Origin of the sequence: Microbacterium thalassium (assembly GCF_014208045.1) — a bacterium.
In the GTDB taxonomy this organism is placed as follows: Bacteria; Actinomycetota; Actinomycetes; order Actinomycetales; family Microbacteriaceae; genus Microbacterium; species Microbacterium thalassium.
This window is the reverse complement of record NZ_JACHML010000001.1, coordinates 1,611,390-1,631,674: the sequence shown is the minus strand read 5'-3', so window position 1 is coordinate 1,631,674 and position 20,285 is coordinate 1,611,390. Positions and strand designations below refer to the sequence as shown.

The 20,285-nt window shown below is 71.6% G+C and carries 16 protein-coding genes; 8 read left to right on the top strand and 8 right to left on the bottom strand.

The window, feature by feature from the left end:
• Positions 1-70: 70 nt before the first annotated feature.
• Complete coding sequence (locus tag HD594_RS07510) at positions 71-739, bottom strand: TetR/AcrR family transcriptional regulator (protein WP_184750348.1); 669 nt, start codon at positions 737-739, stop codon at positions 71-73.
• Between the two features lie 94 nt (positions 740-833).
• On the opposite strand from HD594_RS07510, the gene HD594_RS07505 reads away from it, so the two are divergent.
• From HD594_RS07505 to HD594_RS07495, 3 genes are all read left to right on the top strand, one after another.
• Complete coding sequence (locus HD594_RS07505; protein ID WP_246413919.1) at positions 834-1,871, top strand: NAD(P)-dependent alcohol dehydrogenase; 1,038 nt, start codon at positions 834-836, stop codon at positions 1,869-1,871.
• A 71-nt stretch (positions 1,872-1,942) separates the two neighbouring features.
• Positions 1,943-2,683 carry a DUF4386 domain-containing protein gene (locus HD594_RS07500; RefSeq protein ID WP_184750347.1) on the top strand — a complete coding sequence of 247 codons (741 nt, stop codon included), beginning with the start codon at positions 1,943-1,945 and terminating at the stop codon, positions 2,681-2,683.
• A 97-nt stretch (positions 2,684-2,780) separates the two neighbouring features.
• Positions 2,781-4,205, top strand: coding sequence for a dihydrolipoyl dehydrogenase family protein (locus HD594_RS07495; RefSeq protein WP_184750346.1), 1,425 nt, complete (start codon positions 2,781-2,783; stop codon positions 4,203-4,205).
• A 22-nt stretch (positions 4,206-4,227) separates the two neighbouring features.
• Here HD594_RS07495 and purH read toward each other — a convergent pair whose 3' ends face one another.
• The 4 genes from purH to HD594_RS07475 all read right to left on the bottom strand — a co-directional run bounded on the left by purH (position 4,228) and on the right by HD594_RS07475 (position 8,504).
• Positions 4,228-5,835, bottom strand: a complete 1,608-nt coding sequence (gene purH / locus HD594_RS07490; protein WP_184750345.1) for a bifunctional phosphoribosylaminoimidazolecarboxamide formyltransferase/IMP cyclohydrolase — start codon at positions 5,833-5,835, stop codon at positions 4,228-4,230.
• 32 nt (positions 5,836-5,867) lie between these two features.
• A complete protein-coding gene (purN, locus tag HD594_RS07485) occupies positions 5,868-6,470 on the bottom strand; it encodes a phosphoribosylglycinamide formyltransferase (RefSeq protein WP_184750344.1) in 603 nt (200 codons plus the stop codon).
• A gap of 9 nt (positions 6,471-6,479) precedes the next feature.
• Positions 6,480-7,886: a cell division protein PerM gene (locus HD594_RS07480; protein ID WP_184750343.1), complete on the bottom strand. Its 1,407-nt coding sequence runs from the start codon at positions 7,884-7,886 to the stop codon at positions 6,480-6,482.
• Positions 7,887-8,063: 177 nt separating this feature from the next.
• Positions 8,064-8,504: a nitroreductase family deazaflavin-dependent oxidoreductase gene (locus HD594_RS07475; RefSeq protein WP_184750342.1), complete on the bottom strand. Its 441-nt coding sequence runs from the start codon at positions 8,502-8,504 to the stop codon at positions 8,064-8,066.
• A 65-nt stretch (positions 8,505-8,569) separates the two neighbouring features.
• Here HD594_RS07475 and HD594_RS07470 point away from each other — a divergent pair, with 65 nt between their 5' ends.
• Entirely contained in the window at positions 8,570-11,167 is a 2,598-nt protein-coding gene (locus tag HD594_RS07470) for a hypothetical protein (protein ID WP_184750341.1), read from the top strand.
• An 80-nt stretch (positions 11,168-11,247) separates the two neighbouring features.
• On the opposite strand, the gene sucD is transcribed toward HD594_RS07470, so the two are convergent.
• Positions 11,248-12,150 (bottom strand): succinate--CoA ligase subunit alpha, encoded by a 903-nt coding sequence (sucD, locus tag HD594_RS07465; protein ID WP_184750340.1) that lies wholly within the window; start codon positions 12,148-12,150, stop codon positions 11,248-11,250.
• Positions 12,151-12,186: 36 nt separating this feature from the next.
• Positions 12,187-13,350 carry an ADP-forming succinate--CoA ligase subunit beta gene (gene sucC / locus HD594_RS07460; RefSeq protein WP_184750339.1) on the bottom strand — a complete coding sequence of 388 codons (1,164 nt, stop codon included), beginning with the start codon at positions 13,348-13,350 and terminating at the stop codon, positions 12,187-12,189.
• Between the two features lie 153 nt (positions 13,351-13,503).
• On the opposite strand from sucC, the gene HD594_RS07455 reads away from it, so the two are divergent.
• Positions 13,504-14,175 carry a TetR family transcriptional regulator gene (locus HD594_RS07455; RefSeq protein WP_184750338.1) on the top strand — a complete coding sequence of 224 codons (672 nt, stop codon included), beginning with the start codon at positions 13,504-13,506 and terminating at the stop codon, positions 14,173-14,175.
• Between the two features lie 30 nt (positions 14,176-14,205).
• On the opposite strand, the gene HD594_RS07450 is transcribed toward HD594_RS07455, so the two are convergent.
• Positions 14,206-15,432, bottom strand: coding sequence for an acetyl-CoA C-acetyltransferase (locus HD594_RS07450; protein WP_184750337.1), 1,227 nt, complete (start codon positions 15,430-15,432; stop codon positions 14,206-14,208).
• A 168-nt stretch (positions 15,433-15,600) separates the two neighbouring features.
• Here HD594_RS07450 and HD594_RS07445 point away from each other — a divergent pair, with 168 nt between their 5' ends.
• The 3 genes from HD594_RS07445 to HD594_RS07435 are packed head-to-tail and all read left to right on the top strand — an operon-like array spanning position 15,601 to position 20,218.
• Positions 15,601-16,245: a QsdR family transcriptional regulator gene (locus HD594_RS07445; RefSeq protein ID WP_184750336.1), complete on the top strand. Its 645-nt coding sequence runs from the start codon at positions 15,601-15,603 to the stop codon at positions 16,243-16,245.
• A 55-nt stretch (positions 16,246-16,300) separates the two neighbouring features.
• The gene (locus HD594_RS07440; RefSeq protein WP_184750335.1) at positions 16,301-18,994 is read left to right on the top strand and encodes a cation-translocating P-type ATPase; all 2,694 of its coding nucleotides are present in this window, start codon (positions 16,301-16,303) and stop codon (positions 18,992-18,994) included.
• A 54-nt stretch (positions 18,995-19,048) separates the two neighbouring features.
• The gene (locus tag HD594_RS07435; RefSeq protein ID WP_184750334.1) at positions 19,049-20,218 is read left to right on the top strand and encodes an AI-2E family transporter; all 1,170 of its coding nucleotides are present in this window, start codon (positions 19,049-19,051) and stop codon (positions 20,216-20,218) included.
• Positions 20,219-20,285: the final 67 nt, after the last annotated feature.

The following is a 20,285-nucleotide window of genomic DNA, read 5'->3' as shown; positions in this document are numbered from 1 at the left end:
CGGCTGGCGGAAATCGGACACGGCCCTGGCGGATCGCGCGCCCGCCGGGCAGCCCCCGGAGCCGCCGGCGCTACGCCGATGCCTCCGCCTGTCGCGCCGCCTCCAGCCCGTCCAGCAGGAGGTCGAGGCCGTATTCGAAGGACGCGCCGAAGTCGAAGCCGGGCTGCATCGCGTGATCGGCGGCGAAGCGCACGAGGTGCGGGTACTCGCCGGGCGAGAATCCCGACGAGATCTCGGCGACCCTCTCGGCCGAGTCGTCGCCCTGGATCGGCATGCTCGCCTCCTGGATGGCGTACCCGTACACGTAGCTGTCGAGCACGGCGTAGGCGTGCGCGGTCAGTTGCAGCGACATCCCCGCTCCGAAGAAGCATGCGAGCATCGCCTCGTGGTGCCCGAGGGTCGCCGGCCCCGGCGAGGTGCGCGATTCCAGCAGCGGCACCGACCACGGATGCTTCACGAGCACGCTCTTGGCCGACACGCAGCGGGCCCGCACGGTCTCGCGCCACGGCAGCGCCGGATCGGGGAGCGCGATCTTGGCGAAGACGGCGTCGACCATGCCGTCGAGCACGGTCTCCTTGCCGTCCACGTAGTGGTACAGCGTCATCGGCCCGACGCCCATCTCGCCCGCCAGCGCGCGGATCGTCAGGGCCTCGATGCCCTCGCGATCGGCAAGTTCGACAGCGGTGGACATGATGCGCTCGCGCGTCGGCCTGACGCGCGTCGCGGTGCTCTTCGACATGGATCCCTCTTTCGTTCTTGACCCATCGTACTAAGTACGGCTATGGTGATGCCAGAACTCGTACTTAGTACGACAAAATCCACGGGAGGATGCCATGACCGCCACGACCACCACCACCGACCAGACCGTCTCCACCTCGGCCCGCACGATGCGCGCGGTCGCCCAGGACAGCTACGGCGACGCCGACGTGCTCGCCGTCCAGACCCTGCCGATCCCCGAGCCCGCCGCCGGCCAGGTGCTGCTGCGCGTCCGCGCCGCCGGCGTCGACCGGGGCGTGTGGCACCTGATGACCGGCAAGCCCGCCCTCGTGCGGGTGCTGGGCTTCGGGTTCCGCCGCCCCTCGCAGCCGGTGCGCGGCATCGACGTGGCCGGCACCGTCGTCGCCGTCGGCGAGGGCGTGGACCGCTTCGCCCCGGGCGACGAGGTGTTCGGCTTCACGAACGGCTCGTACGCCGAGTACGCCGTGGCGGATGCCGACAAGCTCGCCGCGGCCCCCGCGGGGCTCTCCCCCGCGGAGTCGGCCGTGCTCGCCGTCTCGGGTGTCACGGCCCTGCACGCCGTCGAGGAGATCGCCGACGTCCGGGCCGGCGAGCGCGTGCTGGTGCTCGGCGGCTCCGGCGGCGTCGGATCATACGTCGTGCAGCTCGCCGCGTCCCGCGGCGCGCACGTCACCGCCGTCGCCGGCGCCGCCAAGGCCGACTTCGTGCGCGGCCTGGGCGCCGAGCGCGTCGTCGACTACCGCACCGAGGACATCACGGCCTCCGGTGAGATCTTCGATGTGATCATCGACATCGGCGGAAGCACGCCGGTGCGACGGATGCGACGCATCCTCGCCCCTGAGGGAACGCTCGCGATCGTGGGCGGCGAGGGCGGCGACTGGCTGACCGGAGGCATGGGGCGCCAGATCGGCGCATCCCTGCTCTCGATGTTCACGAAGCAGAAGCTCGCCTTCTTCATCTCGCCGGAGGACCAGGCATCTCTGGCTCGCCTGGCCGAGCACGTCGAGGCGGGCCGCGTGCGCCCCGCCGTCACCCGCACCTATGCCCTCGCCGAGGCCCCGCAGGCCATCGCCGACCTCGTGGCCGGCCGCATCGCCGGCAAGGCCGCGATCGAGATCGAGGCGGCGTCATGACCGCCCCCTCGCCTACCGCACGGCGGCGGACCGCACCCGACACAGCTCACCAGACCCCGAACGACAAGACCATGACACTCACGAACCCCACCCCGACCGACACCAGCCGCGCCACCGCCGCCCTGTGGGCCGGCATCGGCTACGCCGCCCTGTTCGTCCTGGCGATCCTGGCGAACTTCACCGTCGTGCAGCCGGTGAAGACCGCCGGCTCCGCGACGGCCAGCCTCGAGGCGATCGCCGCAGACCCCGGCGCCTTCCGCCTGGCCACCCTCGCTTTCGCCGCGATCTTCGTCATCGACGTCGTCATCGCGTGGGCGCTGCATGTGATCCTCCGTCCCACCGGCGAGATGCGCTCGCTGCTGGCCGCCTGGATGCGACTGACCTACACGGTGCTCCTCGGCGCCGGCGTCGCCTTCCTGCACCTGGCCGGACAGCTCGCGACGGGTGCCATCGAGGCCTCCGACTCGTCGGGCCTGGTCGCCCTGCTGCTCGAGGCGTTCGACATCACGTGGCTCGTGGGCCTCATCGCCTTCGGGGCGCACCTGCTGGTGATCGGCTGGATCCTGTTCCAGGCGCGCCTGGCTCCGCGGATCCTCGGAATCGGCCTCATGATCGCGGGCGCCGCCTACATCGCCGACACCGCCCTGCACCTCGTGGTCGCCGACTACGCCGCGATCGCCGGCGTCATGCTCGCGGTCGTCGCCATCCCCTCCATGCTGTCCGAACTGGGACTCACCGTGTGGCTGTTCGTCGCCGCGCGCCGGTTGCGCACAGCCGGCCGCGTCGCCGGGCAGGTCGCAGCGCGGGTCTGACCCGCACCTCCCGTGGCCCCGCCTGTTCTCCGGAGCAGGCGGGGCCTTCGCGTCAACCCCCGGTTCGGGCGTCCCGGGCGCCGCTATGTTGGGGCGCATGACCGCGCGCGAGTACGACGTCATCGTGATCGGAGCGGGCGCCGTGGGCGAGAACGTCGCCGATGCCGCGGTGCAAGGCGGCATGTCGACGCTCATCGTCGAGGCCGAGCTCGTCGGCGGCGAGTGCTCGTACTGGGCGTGCATGCCCTCCAAGGCGCTGCTGCGGCCCGCGTCGGCCCTGCGGGCGGCGCACGACGTCGGCGGCGCCCGCGAGGCGGTCACCGGCGGCGTCGATCCGTCCGCCGCCTTCGCGCGGCGCGACCGCATCGCCCATGGCTGGGACGACTCGGCCCAGGTGCGATGGCTCGACAAGACCGGCATCGCCCTGCTGCGCGGTCTCGCGCGGTTCGACGGACCACGGCAGATCGTCGTCGCCGGCGACGACGGCGCCGAGACGCCGGTGTCCGCTCGTCATGCGGTGGCGATCTGCACCGGATCGGCCGCGCTGCTGCCCGACATCCCCGGGCTCGCCGACATCGCACCGTGGACGAGCCGCGACGCCACGAGCGCCCGCACGGCGCCCCGGAGCCTCGCGATCCTCGGAGCCGGGCTCGTCGCGACCGAGATGGCGGCCGCGTACGCGAGCTTCGGCACCGAGGTCACCGTGATCGGCCGCTCCGGCGTGCTGCGAGGCCAAGAGCCGTTCGCCGTCGAACTCGTCACGGAGTCGCTGCGCCGCTCCGGCGTCACCGTCCGCACCGGGACCGAAGTGCTCTCGGCGCGCCGCACGCCGGCCGGGGCGACGCTCGAGCTGTCCGCGGGCGACCCGGTCACCGCCGAGGAGGTGCTCGTCGCGACCGGTCGCATCGCCCGCACCGGCGATCTGGGGCTCGAGACGCTGGCCCTTCCCACGGGCGACTGGCTCGACGTCGACGACACGCTGCGCGTGCGCGGGTTCGACTGGCTCTACGCCGTCGGCGACGTCAACCACCGCGCACTCTCCACCCACCAGGGCAAGTACCAGGCGCGCGCCGCGGGCGCCGCCATCGCCGCCCGCGCGGCCGGCATCCCGGTCGACGACACCCCCTGGAGCGCGTACGCGGCCACCGCCGATCACAGCGCCGTCCCCCAGGTGGTCTTCACCGATCCCGAAATCGCGACGGTGGGGCTCACGGCGGATGCCGCGACGGCCGCGGGCCGCAGCATCCGCATCCTCGACTACGACCTGAGCTGGATCGGCGGCGCCACCACACGCGCCGACGACTACCGCGGCCACGCTCGCGCGATCGTCGACGAGGACCGCGGGGTCCTCATCGGGGCGACGTTCGCCGGCCCCGACGTCGCCGAGCTCCTCCACGCCGCGACGATCGCGATCGTCGGCGAGGTGCCGCTGGAGCGCCTGTGGCACGCGGTCCCGGCGTACCCGACGGTCAGCGAGGTGTGGCTGCGCTGGCTCGAGGAGTACCGCGGCACCGGCACGTGAGAGCGCCCCGGCGCGGGCCGGGTCAGTGGAAGAAGTGACGCTCCCCTGTGAAGAACATCGTCACGCCCGCCTCGCGGGCCGCATCGATGACCTCCTGGTCGCGCACCGACCCGCCGGGCTGGACGATCGTCTTGATGCCGCCCTCGATGAGCACAGCGGGGCCGTCGGCGAACGGGAAGAACGCGTCGGATGCCGCGACGGACCCCGCCGCGCGGTCACCGGCGCGCTCGACCGCGAGGCGGCACGAATCGACGCGGTTCACCTGTCCCATGCCGATCCCGACCGTGGCCGAGTTCTTCGCCAGCACGATCGCGTTCGACTTGACCGCACGGCACGTCTTCCACGCGAAGATGAGGTTGGTCATGTCGGCGTCCGAGGGACGCTCGCCCGAGACGAGCTCCCAGTCCTTGGCGACCGACTCGATGTCGTCGGGGAACCGGTCGGCGTCCTGCAGCAGCAGGCCGCCCGAGAGCAGACGCACGTCCATGCGCTCCTGCTTCCAGTCCTCGGGGAGCTTGAGCACGCGCAGGTTCTTCTTGAGCTTGAACACCTCGAGCGCCTCGGGCTCGAAGTCGGGCGCCACGATGACCTCGGTGAAGATGTCGCGCAGATTCTCGGCCATCTTCAGCGTCACGGTGCGGTTGGCGGCGATCACCCCGCCGAACGCCGACACCGGGTCGCACTCGTGGGCGCGCAGGTGGGCGCTGGCGATCGGGTCGAGCGCCTGCGGGGCGGTGACCGCGATGCCGCACGGGTTGGCGTGCTTGATGATCGCGACGGCCGGCTTGACCAGGTCGAACGCGGCGCGGAGGGCCGCATCCGCGTCGACGTAGTTGTTGTACGACATCGCCTTGCCCTGCAGCTGCGTGGCCTGGGCGATGCCGTGTCCGCCGATCGTGGTGTAGATGGCGGCGCGCTGGTGCGAGTTCTCGCCGTAGCGCAGGACCTCCAGCCGCTCCGCCTTGATCGTCAGGTGCTGCGGCAGGTCGCCCTCGGGAGCGAGTGTCTCCTCGGCGAACCACGTCGCGACCGCACGGTCGTACTGCGAGGTGTGGGCGAAGGCGCGGGCGGCGAGGTCGCGGCGCTGGGCGAGCGTCGTGCCGCCCTGGCCGAGCGACTCGATGACCCCCGGGTAGGACTCGGGCGAGACGACGATCGCGACGTTGGCGTAGTTCTTCGCCGACGCGCGCACCATCGCGGGCCCGCCGATGTCGATCTGTTCGACGACCGCGTCGCCCTCGGCGCCGGAGTGCACGGTCTCGACGAACGGGTACAGGTTCACCACGACGAGTTCGAACGGCTGGATGCCGAGCTCGGCGAGCTGGCGCTCGTGGTCCTCGAGGCGCAGGTCGGCGAGCAGCCCCGCGTGCACGGCGGGATGCAGCGTCTTGACCCGGCCGTCGAGGCTCTCGGGGAACCCGGTCACGCTCGACACATCCGTCACCTCGTACCCGGCGTCGCGGATCGTCGCGGCGGTCGATCCGGTGGACACGATCTCGACCCCCGCTCCCGCGAGCGCCGCCGCGAGCGACAGCAGGTCGGTCTTGTCGCTGACCGAGACCAGGGCGCGCCGGATGGGCACGACGTCGCGCGGGCGGTAGAGGGCGGGGTCGTGGCTCGGGCCGGCCATGCGGAGCTCCTTGGGGGTGGGACGAGGGGGGGTCAGGTGGTCTGCGGCGCCGCGACGGCGGCGAGGTCGATGTCGCCGGTCGCGATGCGACGGACGACGTCGATGAGGAGGCGGCGTTCGACGGGCTTGATGCGCTCGTGCAGCGTGTGCTCGTCGTCCGAGGGCAGGACGGGGACGCGCTCCTGGGCGAGGATCGGACCGGAGTCGACGCCGTCGTCGACGACGATGACGCTCGCTCCGGTCTGCGAGACGCCGGCGACGAGCGCGTCGCGCACGCCGTGAGCGCCGGGGAACTCGGGCAGGTACGCCGGATGCGTGTTGATGATGTGCGGCGCTCGCGCATCGACGAGCGCCGGCGGCAGCAGCCGCATGAGCCCGCTCAGGACGACGAGGTCGGGGTTCCAGACGTCGAGCTGGCGCGCGAGCTCCTCGCCCCAGGCCTCCCGCGAGGGGAACTGCCCATACGGCACGAGGAATGTCGGGATGCCGAAATCCTCGGCGTGCGCGAAACCGTCGGCCTCGCGATCGGCGCCCACCGCCACGACGCGCGCCGGGAATCCGGGGTCGGCCGCCGCCTCCAGAAGGGCCCGCATATTCGACCCCGTGCCGGAGATGAGGACGGCGACAGTCAGCACTCGCACAGTCTAACCACGCGAGTCTCGCTCGCCCGGGGCGATGCCCTTCCACGACGCGGGCATCGACGGCAGCGGCACGGTCTCGTGCTCATCGGCGGGAGTCGCTCCGTCGCCGGACTCGGCGACCGGCTCGTCGGCGCCGTCGGCGGATGCGTCCGGGGGTTCGTCGGCGCGGCGTCGGCGCGGCGAGAGCAGGATGATGCCGGCTCCGACGGCGATCTCGAGGCCGACCGCCAGCGCGACCGGTCCCGGCTGCGGGCCGGTCTCCGCGAGGCGCCCGGGACCGAGCGACCCGGAGGCGAGCCAGGCGAGCAGCGCCGCGGCGCCCACCGCGAGCAGCGCGATGCCTCCCGTGATCGCCAGCCGGGGAAGCGCGGGGTCCGGTTCGCCGTCCTCCGGGGCGTCGCCGCGGGTCGCAGCGACGCCGTCCGCGCCGAGGGCGACCAGCCGGGACCGGGCGATCCACCCCGCCAGCACCCCCACGGCGACCGGCCCGAGAGCGAGCAGCAGCAGCCACGGCGTCGTCGACTCCGGTACGGCGCCGAGGATCGGGATGCCGGGGACGACCCCGGCCTGAGTGCCGGCGGCGGAGAATGCCGTCCCGGTGCCGAGCGAGAAGCCGGGGCCTGCGACGAATGCGAGTCCCCACACCACGACGGTCGGCAGATACGCCAGCTGCGCGAGCGTGATCACGGTGGCCCCGAGGACGTCGACGTGTCCGGCCTCGAACAGCGCGATCATCTCGTCGGCGCCGAGGACGACCGCGACGGCGACCAGGAGCGCGCCCAGCCCCACGATCCCGGCCACCGCGAGCGCACCGGCGCGCGCCGTGAGCGCGGGCACGGGCCCCCACGCGGGCGAGGCCTCGACGCGGTCCCGCAGCCGCGCGATGCCGCCGGACCCGGCCTCGGACCACTCGGTGACGACGGCCGCGACGACCGCGGGCAGCGCGAAGAACAGCGTCGGCAGCACCACCGCCTGCCAGGTCTCGGTCGTGGCGACGGCCGATGCGGACGTCAGCGCCGCGAGGGCGGCGAGCCCCGCGAAGACGACCGTGCCCGTGACGACCCCCGTCAGCCACGCCTCGGCGCGCGACGAGCGCATGCCCGATCGAGCTGCGAACACGGCGGTGAACGCGCCGAACGCGAGCGGCGGCAGCGACATCACGAACGACTCCGCGGACGGGTCGATGCCCGTGGCGGCGATGTACTCGCCGGGAAGCGTCACCGCGACGGGCACCGCGTGCCCGAACTGCCAGATCGTCGCCGCCGCCGGCCACAGCGCACCCCAGTCGGCCGCGCCGCCGAACCCGAGCACCCACAGCAGGGTGAGCGGGGCGAGAACGGCCGCGACGCCGACGGCCACCGCGATGGCGGCGTCGACGGCGGCGAGGATGACGACGGTGAGGCGATGCATGCGCCATCGACCCTACCCGCGCGGCGCCCTCCGGCCCGTGAGCCTCGCTCTGGTCCGCACCATCGCGCGGCGCTGCCGTGGCTGCGGTGGATCGACGCGGCCGGTTTCGCCGTCTCGTTCTCCCGCCGACCGATCGAGGCGGCGCGCGGCGTGGCGATCCGACCGCGTGCCGGGCGGCTACGCCTCGATCGGCTCGAGTTCGAACACCGCGATGAGGCGGTCGGTGCGCGTCTGGTACACGTCGTAGTCCGGCCACACCGCCGCTGCGCGCTCCCACCACAGCGAGCGCTCGTCCCCCGAGAGCTCGCGGGCGCGGTAGTCGCGCTTGACGGCGCCGTCCTGCAGCTCGACGTGCGGGTGGCGCCGCATGTTCTCGGCCCACACCGGCTCATCGGGCGCGCCGCCCTTCGAGGCGACGACCGCGTACGCGCCGTCGTGCTCGACCCGCATGAGCGCCGTCTTGCGCAGCGCGCCGGTCTTGGCGCCGACGGTCGTCAGCACGATGATCGGCACTCCCCGCAGCGTGTTCGCCTCGGCCCCGCCCGAGGCCTCGTACTTCTCGGCCTGCGTGCGGGCCCACTCTGCGGTGGACGGCTTGTACTCTCCGTGAAGCGGCATCTTCCCACCGTACGGCCCGCTGGCTAGCATGGCGCCCAATCGCGCTGGGGACGACGGGAGACGCCATGGGTCTGAGGGACGTGCTGCGGGGCGGGGACGCCGAGCCCGACGTGCTCGAGCTGCGGGTGCACGGCGTCAACAACACGACAGCGCCCGCGCTGCTGGACCTGCGACCCGAAGACGTCGAACTCGTCGCCGGCGACAAGCTCGGCAGCTTCTGGCGGCCGAAGAAGTCCGCCGCCGACGCAATCGAGCAGGGCGGGCGCGGGTACGTTCCCAGAGGCATCCTGCGGGAGGCCTACTCCTGGGGCGGCATGGTGCGCACGACGCCGGACGTCGGCAACGCGGGCGCGTTGAGCATCGTCGCCGGCGCTGCCGTGCGCGTCGTCTATGCGCTCCTGCTCCCCTTCAGCATCGCCAATGCCGTGCACTGGACGCGGCGGCTCCCCGCGGCCGATGACCGGCGTCCGCGGGTCACGGCCGGCCTGACGCGGCTGTTCGGCCTCATGCTCACGCTGCTGTTCACCAGCGCCGCGGCCACCGTCGCCCTCGATGTCGGCGCCGCGCAGTGCGGCGCGAATCCGGCGATGTGCGGTCCGCTCGAAGGACTCTTCGCGCCGATGCCGGGGTGGGACGTGGGCGTCCGCTTCGCGCTCCTGGGTCTGGCGCCCGCTGCCGCGGTCGGCGTGCTGTGGCTGATGTCGGCGGTCGCGCGCGTCCGGTACGACGTGCTCCCGGGCATGCGCCGCGACGCCCTCAGCCTGCCGCGGTCCGTCGCGCCACGGGATGTCGGCGAGGAGACCGAGCCGTCCGCGCTGCTGTCCCACCCCCACTTCTGGTCCACCCGGGCGGCGCGACACCTCTCGCGCGTCCATCTCGCGGCGGCGCTGCTGCTGACGTCGGCCTTCCTTTCCGCCCACGCGGCCTTCGACTGGTACACCGCGTGCGAGGGATTGGGCGGGTACGGCGCCTGCGTCGGCGACGCCTTCGGCGACGGGATGTTCGCGACCTTCTTCTGGTTCGCCGCCGCATCGCTGGTCGGGCTCGCCGCCACCACCGTCCTCGCCGTCCTCCTTCCTGCTCCCGGGGTCTCGGCGCCGGAGGCACCGCGGAGACCTCGATCGGCGACGCTGAGCGCGTGGTTCCTGGGCGGTTCCGTCGTCGTCTTCGCGAGCGTGGAGCTCGTGCTCGCGATCGCCACCACGCCGGACGAGGCGCAGGTCGGCGTGAGCCGCCTGTACGGCGCGGGAGCGACGCCGCTGGTCATCATCATGATCGCGACCGCGATCGCGCTCAGCGGAGTGTTCTGGCGAGGACGCGCGTCGCGCCGGGCTGCGGCGTGGGGCGGCTGCGCGCCCGCCGTGTTCATGATGGTGTCGCTGACGCTGGCCATCGGGGTGAGCGCGATCGCGACCGTGACGGCGGGCGACTACCTCAACGGCGGGCTGGGCGCCGCGACGCTCGTGCGGCAGAAGGAACCCGCCGAGAACGGACTCCTGATCTCGAGTTCGTACATCGCGGGCGGCACGGCCGTGCTCGCCGGCGTCCTCGCGGCGGCCCTCATCGTCGCGGTGGCGGTGTTCGTCCGCACGCGCGACATGCAGGACCGCGCGCGGGCATGGGGCGCTCCCGCGGGGCCTGACGACGACATCGTCCCGCAGGGCCCGAGCGTGCTCCCGCCGTCACCGGCGACGCTGCTCGCACGCATCCGCACCAAGCGTGTGAACGCGGCGCGGCTGCACCTGATCGAACCCGTCGTCGCGATCGTCGCGATCACGTCGGCCCTCGCCGTCGTCGGGTCGATCGTCTGGAGCTGGGTGACGTACTCCGAGGAGGCCAACACGCTCACGTCGGTCACCGGCGCCGAGGAGCTCACGGTGAACATCCTCAACCTGGCCCTCCCGATCCTCGCGGTCGTCGGTCTCGGCCTGATCGCGATGCTCGCCGGGGGCTCGATGCGCGAAGGCACGCGCCCACTCGGCGTGGTGTGGGACATCGTCAGCTATCTCCCGCGCGCCGGGCACCCGTTCGGCCCGCCGCCCTACTCCCAGCGGGCCGTGCCCGAACTCGCCGGCCGACTCTTCACGTGGCTGTCGGACCGGCCCGGCCGCCGCGCCGTCCTGGCGGCCCACTCGATGGGCGGTGTGCTGGCGGTGTCGTCACTCGGCCTGCTGGCCAGTTCACCCGAGACGCGCCCGGTCCTGCGTCGCATCTCGCTGCTCACCTTCGGCGTTCAGCTGAGACCGCTGTTCGGACGACTGCTGCCGGAACTGCTGGGGCCCGACGTGCTGGGCACCCACGCATCCCAGGCGCCACGGCCGTTCGCCGCCGACCCGTGGGGGGACGACTTCACCGCCGAGGGCGGCGACCCGAACCGGCCGGCGCCCGACCCGGCCAGACCCGCCGGGGAGCTCGCCGGGCACCTCCTGCGCGGGTGCGCGGTTCCGTGGGTGAGCCTGTGGCGCCTGACCGACTACCTCGGCTACCCCGCGATGAGCACGTCGCCATCGGATCCCGCCACGGGCTTCGTCAATCGCGTCGACCGCTTCGCCGAAGAGCTGGACCTCAGCGGCTACATGGTCGAGGTCGGCACCCACGGCGCGTACTACCGGGTTCCCACCTACGAGCGCGCGGTGCTCAAGCTGGCGGGGCTCCGCCGCTGAGGGCTGCTCCCCGAAACGGCCGAGGGGCGGATGCCGCGCGATGCGGCATCCGCCCCTCGTGAGAGCTCAGCGTCTCCGGATCAGAGCGCCTCGATGATCTCGCGCATGAGCGCGGCGGTCTCGGACGGGGTCTTGCCGACCTTGACGCCCGCGGCCTCGAGGGCCTCCTTCTTGGCCTGCGCCGTGCCGGCCGAGCCCGAGACGATGGCGCCGGCGTGGCCCATGGTCTTGCCCTCGGGCGCGGTGAAGCCCGCCACGTAGCCGACGACGGGCTTGGTGACGTTCGCCTGGATGAAGTCGGCCGCGCGCTCCTCGGCGTCGCCCCCGATCTCGCCGATCATGACGATCGCCTTCGTCTCGGGGTCCGCCTCGAAGGCCGCGAGCGCGTCGATGTGCGTCGTGCCGATGACCGGGTCGCCGCCGATGCCGATGGCGGTCGAGAAGCCCAGGTCGCGCAGCTCGAACATCATCTGGTACGTGAGCGTGCCCGACTTCGACACGAGGCCGATCGGGCCCTTGCCGGTGATGTTGGCGGGCGTGATGCCGACGAGCGACTCGCCGGGCGTGATGATGCCGGGGCAGTTCGGGCCGATGATGCGGGTGGTGTTGCCCTTCGACTTCGCGTACGCCCACGCCTCGGCGGTGTCGCCGACGGGGACGCCCTCGGTGATGACCACGAGCAGCGGGATCTCGGCGTCGATGGCCTCGACCATCGCGTCCTTCGTGTACGCGGCGGGGACGAAGGCGATCGACACATCGGCGCCCGTCTTCTCCATCGCCTCGGCGACGGAGCCGAACACCGGCAGCTCGATGTCGGCGCCCGCGGCGTCCTTGTGCAGCACCGTCGTGCCGGCCTTGCGCGCGTTGACGCCGCCGACGACCTGGGTGCCGGCCTTGAGCATCAGCGCGGTGTGCTTGGTGCCCTCGCCGCCGGTGATGCCCTGGACGATGACCTTCGAATCCTTGTCAAGGAAGATCGACATGTTTGTTTTCCAGTCCTTCTCGGATGTCTCGGCGGGTCAGGCGTTGGCCAGCTCGGCGGCCTTGTCGGCGCCCTCGTCCATGGTCGCGGCGAGGGTCACCAGCGGGTGGTTCGCCTCTTCGAGGATCTTGCGGCCCTCGTCGACGCGGTTGCCGTCGAGGCGCACGACGAGCGGCTTCGACGCGGTCGAGCCGAGCTCGGCGAGTGCGCCGACGATGCCCTTGGCGACGGCGTCGCACGCGGTGATGCCGCCGAAGACGTTGACGAACACGCTCTTGACCTGCGGGTCGCCGAGGATGACGTCCAGTCCCGCGGCCATGACCTCGGCCGAGGCGCCGCCGCCGATGTCGAGGAAGTTGGCGGGCTTGACGCCGCCGTGGGCCTCGCCGGCGTAGGCGACGACGTCGAGCGTCGACATGACCAGGCCCGCGCCGTTGCCGATGATGCCGACCTGGCCGTCGAGCTTGACGTAGTTGAGGTCGTTCTCCTTGGCCTTGGCCTCGAGCGGGTCGGCCGCGGCCTTGTCCTCGAGCAGGGCGTGGCTCTGGTGGCGGAACTCGGCGTTCTCGTCGAGCGACACCTTGCCGTCGAGGGCGATGATGTCGCCCTCCTCGGTCTTGACCAGCGGGTTCACCTCGACCAGCGTGGCGTCCTCACCCTTGTAGACGTCGAACAGCTTGACGAACACGTCGGCCACCTTGGGGGCCAGCTCGTCCGGGAAGTTCGCGGCCTTGGCGATCTCGAGCGCCTTCGCGGCGTCGATGCCGGCGATCGGGTCGACCTCGATGCGCGCCAGCGCCTCGGGACGCTCGACGGCGAGCTCCTCGATCTCCATCCCGCCCTCGACCGAGCACAGGCTCAGGTAGGAGCGGTTGGCGCGGTCCAGCAGCACCGAGAAGTAGTACTCCTCGGCGATGCGCGCGCCCTGGGCCACCATGACCCGCTTGACGATGTGGCCCTTGATGTCGAGGCCGAGGATGGCCTTCGCGGCCTCGTACGCCTCGTCGGGGGTCTTGGCGACCTTGACGCCGCCGGCCTTGCCGCGGCCGCCGGTCTTGACCTGGGCCTTGACGACGACGACGCCGCCGATCTTCTCGGCCGCCGCCTTCACTTCTTCCGGGGTGTCCGCGATGATGCCGGCGAGCACCGGCACCTCGTACTTCTCGAACAGATCGCGTGCCTGGTACTCGTAGAGATCCACGTGCAGTCCTTCGCTGTGGCGAATGGGCGGCGCCGGCAGCCGGCGCCGGATTGTCTTGACGTCGAGAGACTCGACCAATTGCCCAGCCTACTACCGGCGGCTGGGCGCTCATGACCGTGTGACCGTCGCACGGCCTCGGACTAGGCTCGGGCTATGAGCGATGTGGCGACATCCGCACCGGCGGCGCGCACGGCGGTGGTCGCCGCCGCCCTCGAGCTGTTCGCGACGCAGGGCTTCGACCAGACCTCGGTCGAGCAGATCGCACAGGCCGCGGGCGTCTCGCGATCGACGTTCTTCCGCCAATTCGGCGGCAAGGACGATGTCGTCTTCACCGACCACGAGCAGCTGCTCGAAGAGCTGCGCGACTTCCTCGCCCGCCCCCATGCGAATCCGTGGGCGGCCGTGTGCGAAGCATCCGTCCGCGTCTTCACGCACTTCGCGGCCGACCCCGAGCTGGCCCGGCGTCGCTACGGCGTCGTGCGCGAGGTGCCGGCGCTGCGCGAGCGCGAGATCATCACGGTCTTCCGGTACGAGCGCCTCTTCGACGAGTACCTGCGCGAAGCGCTGCCCGGCATCGACCCGCTGGACGCGGTGGGCTACGCCGCACTCGTGACCGCCGTGCACAACCACGTGCTGCGCCAGCTGCTGCGCGGGCCCAAGCGCGTTCCGGTGGCGGCCCTGCGGCGCGCGCTCGACGACGCCATGCGCCGTTTCGGCGTGCTCGACGACGCCGAGCCGGCCGACGACGACGTCGTCGTCGCCGTGTTCCCGAAGCGCATGCCGCGTGCGGAGATCGCCCGACGTCTGGGTGAGCAGCTGGACTGATCCCTCCACGGCGCCGTTCGCCGATCCTGCCTAGACCCGTTCGACGACCAGCGCCATGCCCTGGCCGCCCGCGACGCACATGGTCTCGAGGCCATAGCGGCCGCCGGAGTCTGCGAGGCCGTGGATGAGCGTCGTCGTGATGCGGGCGCCGGTCATGCCGAAGGGATGGCCGACGGCGATCGCGCCGCCGTGGACATTGAGTCGCTCCGGGTCGACGGCCAGCTCGCGTGCCGACGCGATCACCTGCACCGCGAACGCCTCGTTGATCTCGACCAGGTCGATGTCGTCGATGCCCAGGCCGGCACGCGCGAGCGCGTCGCGACTGGCCTCCACAGGGCCCAGCCCCATGATCTCGGGAGACAGCGCACTCACGCCCGTCGACACGATCCGCGCGAGGGGCTGAAGCCCGAGCTCGTCCACGACCCGGTCGGAGACGATCACGAGGGCTGCGGCGCCGTCGTTGAGCGGGCAGGCATTGCCCGCCGTGACCGTGCCGTCGGGACGGAAGACCGGGTCGAGCGCGGCGAGCCCCTCGTGGGTCACCCCCGAGCGCGGGCCGTCGTCGGCATCGACCACCCGCCCGTCGGGCAGGGAGACCGGTGTGATGTCGCGCTTCCAGAAGCCCGAGGCGATGGACGCCTCGGCTCTGTGCTGCGAACGCTCCGCGAACGCGTCCTGCTCTTCGCGCGAGATCCCGTGCAGCTGCGCGACGTTCTCGGCGGTCTGCCCCATGGCGATGTACGGGTCGGGCAGGAGCCCGTCCGCGCGCGGGTCGGCCCATCCGGTCGCTCCGCCCTCGGCGCGACGCGCCGAGCGCGCGACCGCGTCGGCGAACACCGGATTCTCGACGCTGTGGCCGGGGAAGAAGTCCGCCGCACCCTGGGCGTAGTGAGTCACCGACTCGACGCCGGCGGAGACGAAGACATCGCCCTCGCCGGCCAGGATCGCGTGGAACGCCATCCGCGTGGTCTGCACCGACGACGCGCAGTAGCGGTTCACGGTCGTGCCGGGCACGGTGTCCAGTCCCAGCATCACCGACACGATGCGCCCGATGTTCATCCCCTGCTCACCGGCCGGCTGTCCGGTCCCGATCATCAGGTCGTCGATGCGCCGGGGATCCAGCTGCGGGACCTCGTCGAGGGCGGCGCGCACCATCCGCGCGACAAGGTCGTCCGGACGCAGGTCCACGAGGGAGCCCTTGCGGGCGCGGCCGATGGGCGAGCGGACGGCGGCGACGATGTAAGCGGCGCGGCTCATGCGGACGCCGACGATCGGGTGCGGGCGCGGAGGCCAGGGTCCGCTTGTGTGAACGTCATCGTCTCTCCGATCGGTCGTCGTGCACCCGATTATGCATCATAATCAGAAACGTTGCACAACATTCTCGAATATGTTGCAGGCCTGCCTGAAAGCGATAGAGTGCCGGGCATGACGACGGCCGCTGCGCCGCGAGAGCTCGGCGAGGTCGGCCCGGTGGCCGCTCCGTCCACGCTCTCCGAGCGCCTGAGCTCGGGAGCGCACCCCGACGCGCAGCGGGCGTTCGCCGCCGCGCGCGAGCAGTTCCTCGATCGGAGCCGCATCGACATGGGAGCGCTGGCGACGACCCTGGGAATCGATCGGACGTCGCTGTTCCGCTGGGTCGGCAATCGCGATCAGCTGCTGACCGAGGTGCTGTGGTCGTTCGCGGCCCCCACCCTCACGCACGCGGACCGGGCCACGGCGGGGATCTCCGGCGGCGAGCGGATCGCGGCGGTGTTGACCCGGTTCGTCGACGACCTGATCGCCGCCGGGTTCTTCCGGGAGTTCCTGCGCAGCGAACCCGCGCGGGCCCTGCGCCTGCTCACCACGAAGGCGAGTCCCGTGCAGCGCCGCTACGTCGCGACGGTGGAGTGGCTGATCCATCGTGAACTCGGCGATCGTCCGCTCGCCGGGGCGATCGACGCGCGGGATCTGGCGTACCTGCTGGCGCGCGTGTCGGAGTCGTTCATGTTCTCGGACCTCATCACCGGCGATCCGCCGAGCTCCGAGCGCGCCGGCGTGGCCTTCCGGCTGCTCCTGCGCGTCGACGGCTGATCGCGCACCGCGCTCGGCCACCACGACATGTCGCCGCGCGAGTATGTTCGGATCCATGACCGCGACGGAGACCTCGTCCACAGCTCCCTGGTTCGCTCGCGACGCCGACGACGTGCTCGCCTCCCTGGGCTCCGACCGCGAGCGCGGTCTGAGCACCGCCGAGGCCGACAAGCGCCTCGCCGAACGCGGCCCGAACGCCATCGCCTCCGAGCCGCCGCCCTCGGTGTGGCAGGTCGCGCTGCGCACGCTGGCGGACCCGATGAACATCATGCTGGTCGCCGTCGCGATCATCAGCATGTTCATCAACCAGATCAGCGTCGGCATCCTCGTCGGCGCTCTGGTGATCCTCAACGTCGTGCTGGGGACGCGCCAGGAGATGAAGGCGCTCGCGTCGGTGGACGCCCTCGCGAAGATGCAGATCCCGCAGGCGCGCGTGACCCGCGACGCCTCGCTCAAGCAGGTGGATGCCACCACCCTCGTCCCCGGCGACGTCCTCCAGCTCGAAGCGGGCGACGTCGTGCCGGCCGACGCGCGCATCCTGCGGTCGGCGACGCTCGAGACGCAGGAGGCGGCGCTCACGGGCGAGAGCGCGCCGATCGCGAAGGACGCCGCGACGGTCGCCGACCCCGAGACGACGCTCGGCGATCGCTCCGACATGGTGTACCAGAACACCCAGGTCACACGCGGCACCGCGACGGCGGTCGTCACCGCGACCGGCATGGACACCGAGATGGGGCGCATCGCCTCGATGCTCTCGGCCGTCAAGCACGCCAAGTCGCCGCTGCAGCGCGAACTCGACTCGCTCACCGGCGTGCTCGGCTGGATCGCGTGGGGCGCGGTGGCCGTCATCATCGTCGTCGGGCTCGTGCGCGGGCAGGAGATCGCCTCGGTCGTCCTGCTCGGCATCTCGATGGCCATCTCGGCGATCCCGACCGGCCTTCCCACCTTCGTCCAGGGGATGCTGTCGTACGGCTCGCAGCAGCTGGCCGAGCACAACGCCGTGGTGAAGAACCTCACCGATGTCGAGACGCTGGGCGCGACCAGCGCCATCAACTCCGACAAGACCGGCACGCTCACCATGAACGAGATGACGGTCGAGTCGCTGTACTACCTCGGCGACTGGTACTCGGTCGCGGGCTCCGGGTACGCCAAGTCCGGCGAGATCCGCGGCTCCGCGGGGCATCCGGTGCCCGACTTCGAGCGCCTCGCCTACGGGCTCACGCTCTGCAGCGACGCCACGGTGTCCGACGACGGCGAAGTCGTGGGCGACCCGACCGAGGCCGCCCTGATCGTGCTCGCGGCGAAGATGGGCGTCGACGCCGAGCTCACGCGGGCCGAGTACCCGCGCCTGGCCGAGGTGCCCTTCGACTCCGAGTACAAGTTCATGGCGACCTTCCACCGCGTGAACTTCACCGACACCCCGGTGCAGGGCGCTTTCGTCAAGGGCGGCCCCGATGTCGTCCTCGCGCGCTGCACCACCGCCGCGACGTCGTCGGGCGTGGTGCCGATCGACGAGCAGCGCGACGCGATCGTGGAGGCGAACCGCAAGCTCTCCGAGCAGGGTCTGCGCGTGCTCGCCTTCGCCGTGCGGCGCTTCGAGCTGGACGCGCCGCTGCCCGCCGACCCGATGTCCGCCGTCGAGGAGCTCACGTTCGTGGGTCTCGTCGGGATCATCGACCCGCTCCGCCCCTCGTCCAAGGAGGCCGTCCGCATCGCGAGCGAGGCGGGCATCGAGGTCCGCATGATCACCGGCGACCACGCGATCACGGCCGCGGCGATCGGCGCGAAGCTGGGACTCGGCCCGGGAGCCGCGAGCGGCGCCGACATCCAGGCGATGAGCGATGAGGAGCTGAAGAAGAAGCTCCCCGATCTGCATGTCTTCGGCCGGGTCACGCCGCAGGACAAGCTGCGGCTGGCGCGACTCATGCAGGAGGACGGCGCCATCGTGGCGATGACCGGCGACGCCGTCAACGACGCCGCAGCGCTCAAGCAGGCCGACATCGGCGTCGCGATGGGGTCGGGCAGCGAGGTCACGAAGCAGGCGGGGAAGATGATCCTCGTCGACGACAACTTCGGCACCCTGGTCACGGCCGTCAAGCTCGGCCGCGCGATCTACGACAAGGTCGTCGGCTACGTGCGCTTCCAGATGTCGCAGCTGTTCGCGCTGGTGATCCTGTTCCTGGCGGCGTCCCTCTTCGACATCAACAACGGCGTTCCGCTCTCGCCGATCATGGTGCTGTTCCTGAACTTCTTCATCACGGTCTTCCCCGTCATCGTGATCATGCTCGATCCGGCGCCGGCCGACATCATGCGCAAGCCACCGCGCGACCCCAAGAAGACGATCGCGAACCGCGGTGCGGTGACGGCGTGGCTCATCTACGGCGGCCTGCTGTTCATCGCGACCCTCGTGCCCCTGCTGGCGTTGCCCGGCCAGCTGAGCTCGACCGAGCCCAACGTCCCCGTGACGATGGCCTTCGTCGTCATGGCGCTCGGGTCGGTGTTCTACGGCCTCGTGCTGCGCCGCGACCCCGAGTCGGGGCTGTCCGCCCCGATCCTCGGCGCCGTCAAGTGGCTGGCGATCCCGTTCGCCCTGACGATCGTCGCGGTCGAGGTCGGCTTCATGCAGGCCTTCGTGGGCACGACGAGCCTCACCGGCACCGAGTGGCTGGCGAGCCTCGGCCTCGCGGTCGCCCCCGCGGTGCTGATCGAGCTCGGCAAGGCCGTGCGCCGCTCCCGCGCCCGCTCATAGCGCGTCGCGGGCGATCTGTCGCCCAGACGCGCGCGGGGTGGCTACTGTCGGCTCATGGGATTGTTCACCCGCACACCGTCCAGGGTCTCGCTGACCTCGAACGACGCCGACCTGAAGGCGACCCGCCCGCCGTGGAGCCTGTGGGCGGACGGCTTCGGGCGCCTGGCCATCCGCGCGCTGCAGATCATCCTGATCGTGGCCGTCGCCGCCGGGATCATCTGGGCGATCCAGACCGTGACGCTCGTGACGATCCCCCTCGCCATCGCGCTGATCCTCGCCTCGGCGTTCGCGCCGGCGATGTCGTGGATGCGGCGCCGCGGAATCCCCTCGGTGCTCGCGACGATCATCGCGCTGTTCGCGGTGCTGCTGATCCTCACCGGCGTGGGCTGGCTCATCACGTGGGCGGTGCGCGATCAGTGGGATGAGCTGTACGCCCAGGCCGAGGAGGGGCTCCAGTCGCTGCTGGCCTGGGTCGACACCCTCCCGTTCGCCCCGAGCGACAACCAGATCGCGGAGTGGACCGACCAGCTGATCGACTTTCTCACGAGCGCCCAGTTCGGGTCGGGGGCGCTCGCCGGAGTCGGCGCGGTCGCGAGCTTCATCACCGGGCTCGTGCTGATGGTCGTCATCCTGTTCTTCTTCCTGAAGGACGGCCCGCAGATGTGGGAGTTCCTGCTGCGGCCGTTCCAGGGCCGCGCCTACGAGCGCGCGCAGCGCATCGGGGACAAGACGGTCGTGACCCTCGGCTCGTACGTGCGCGGAACGGCATCCGTCGCGCTCGTCGACGCGGTCGGCATCCTCATCGGACTGCTCATCCTGCAGGTGCCGCTGGCCGTCCCGCTCGCGGTGCTGGTGTTCCTGCTCGCCTTCATCCCCATCGTCGGCGCCACGATCGCGGGCGCGCTCGCGGCCCTTGTCGCCCTGGTGGCCAACGGCTGGTTCAACGCCGTGCTCGTGGTCGGCGTGATCGTGCTCGTGCAGCAGCTGGAGGGCAACTTCCTGCAGCCGGTGCTGATGGGCCGCCAGACCAAGCTCAATGCCTTCGTCGTCCTGGTCGCTCTGGCCGCGGGCACCGCCGTCGGCGGGATCCTCGGCGCGGTGCTGGCCGTTCCGATCACCGCCGTGGCGTGGGGGATCGTGCAGGTGTGGGACGGCCCGAACCAGCCCGCCGCGTGGGCGAGGCCCAAGCCGGCGCCGCAGGTGGCGGTCGATCCACCGGACTGAGGTCGCACCCGCGCCCGTCTGAGGCGGCTGGACGCCGAAGATAGGGCATCCTCCCGATGGGGAGCAC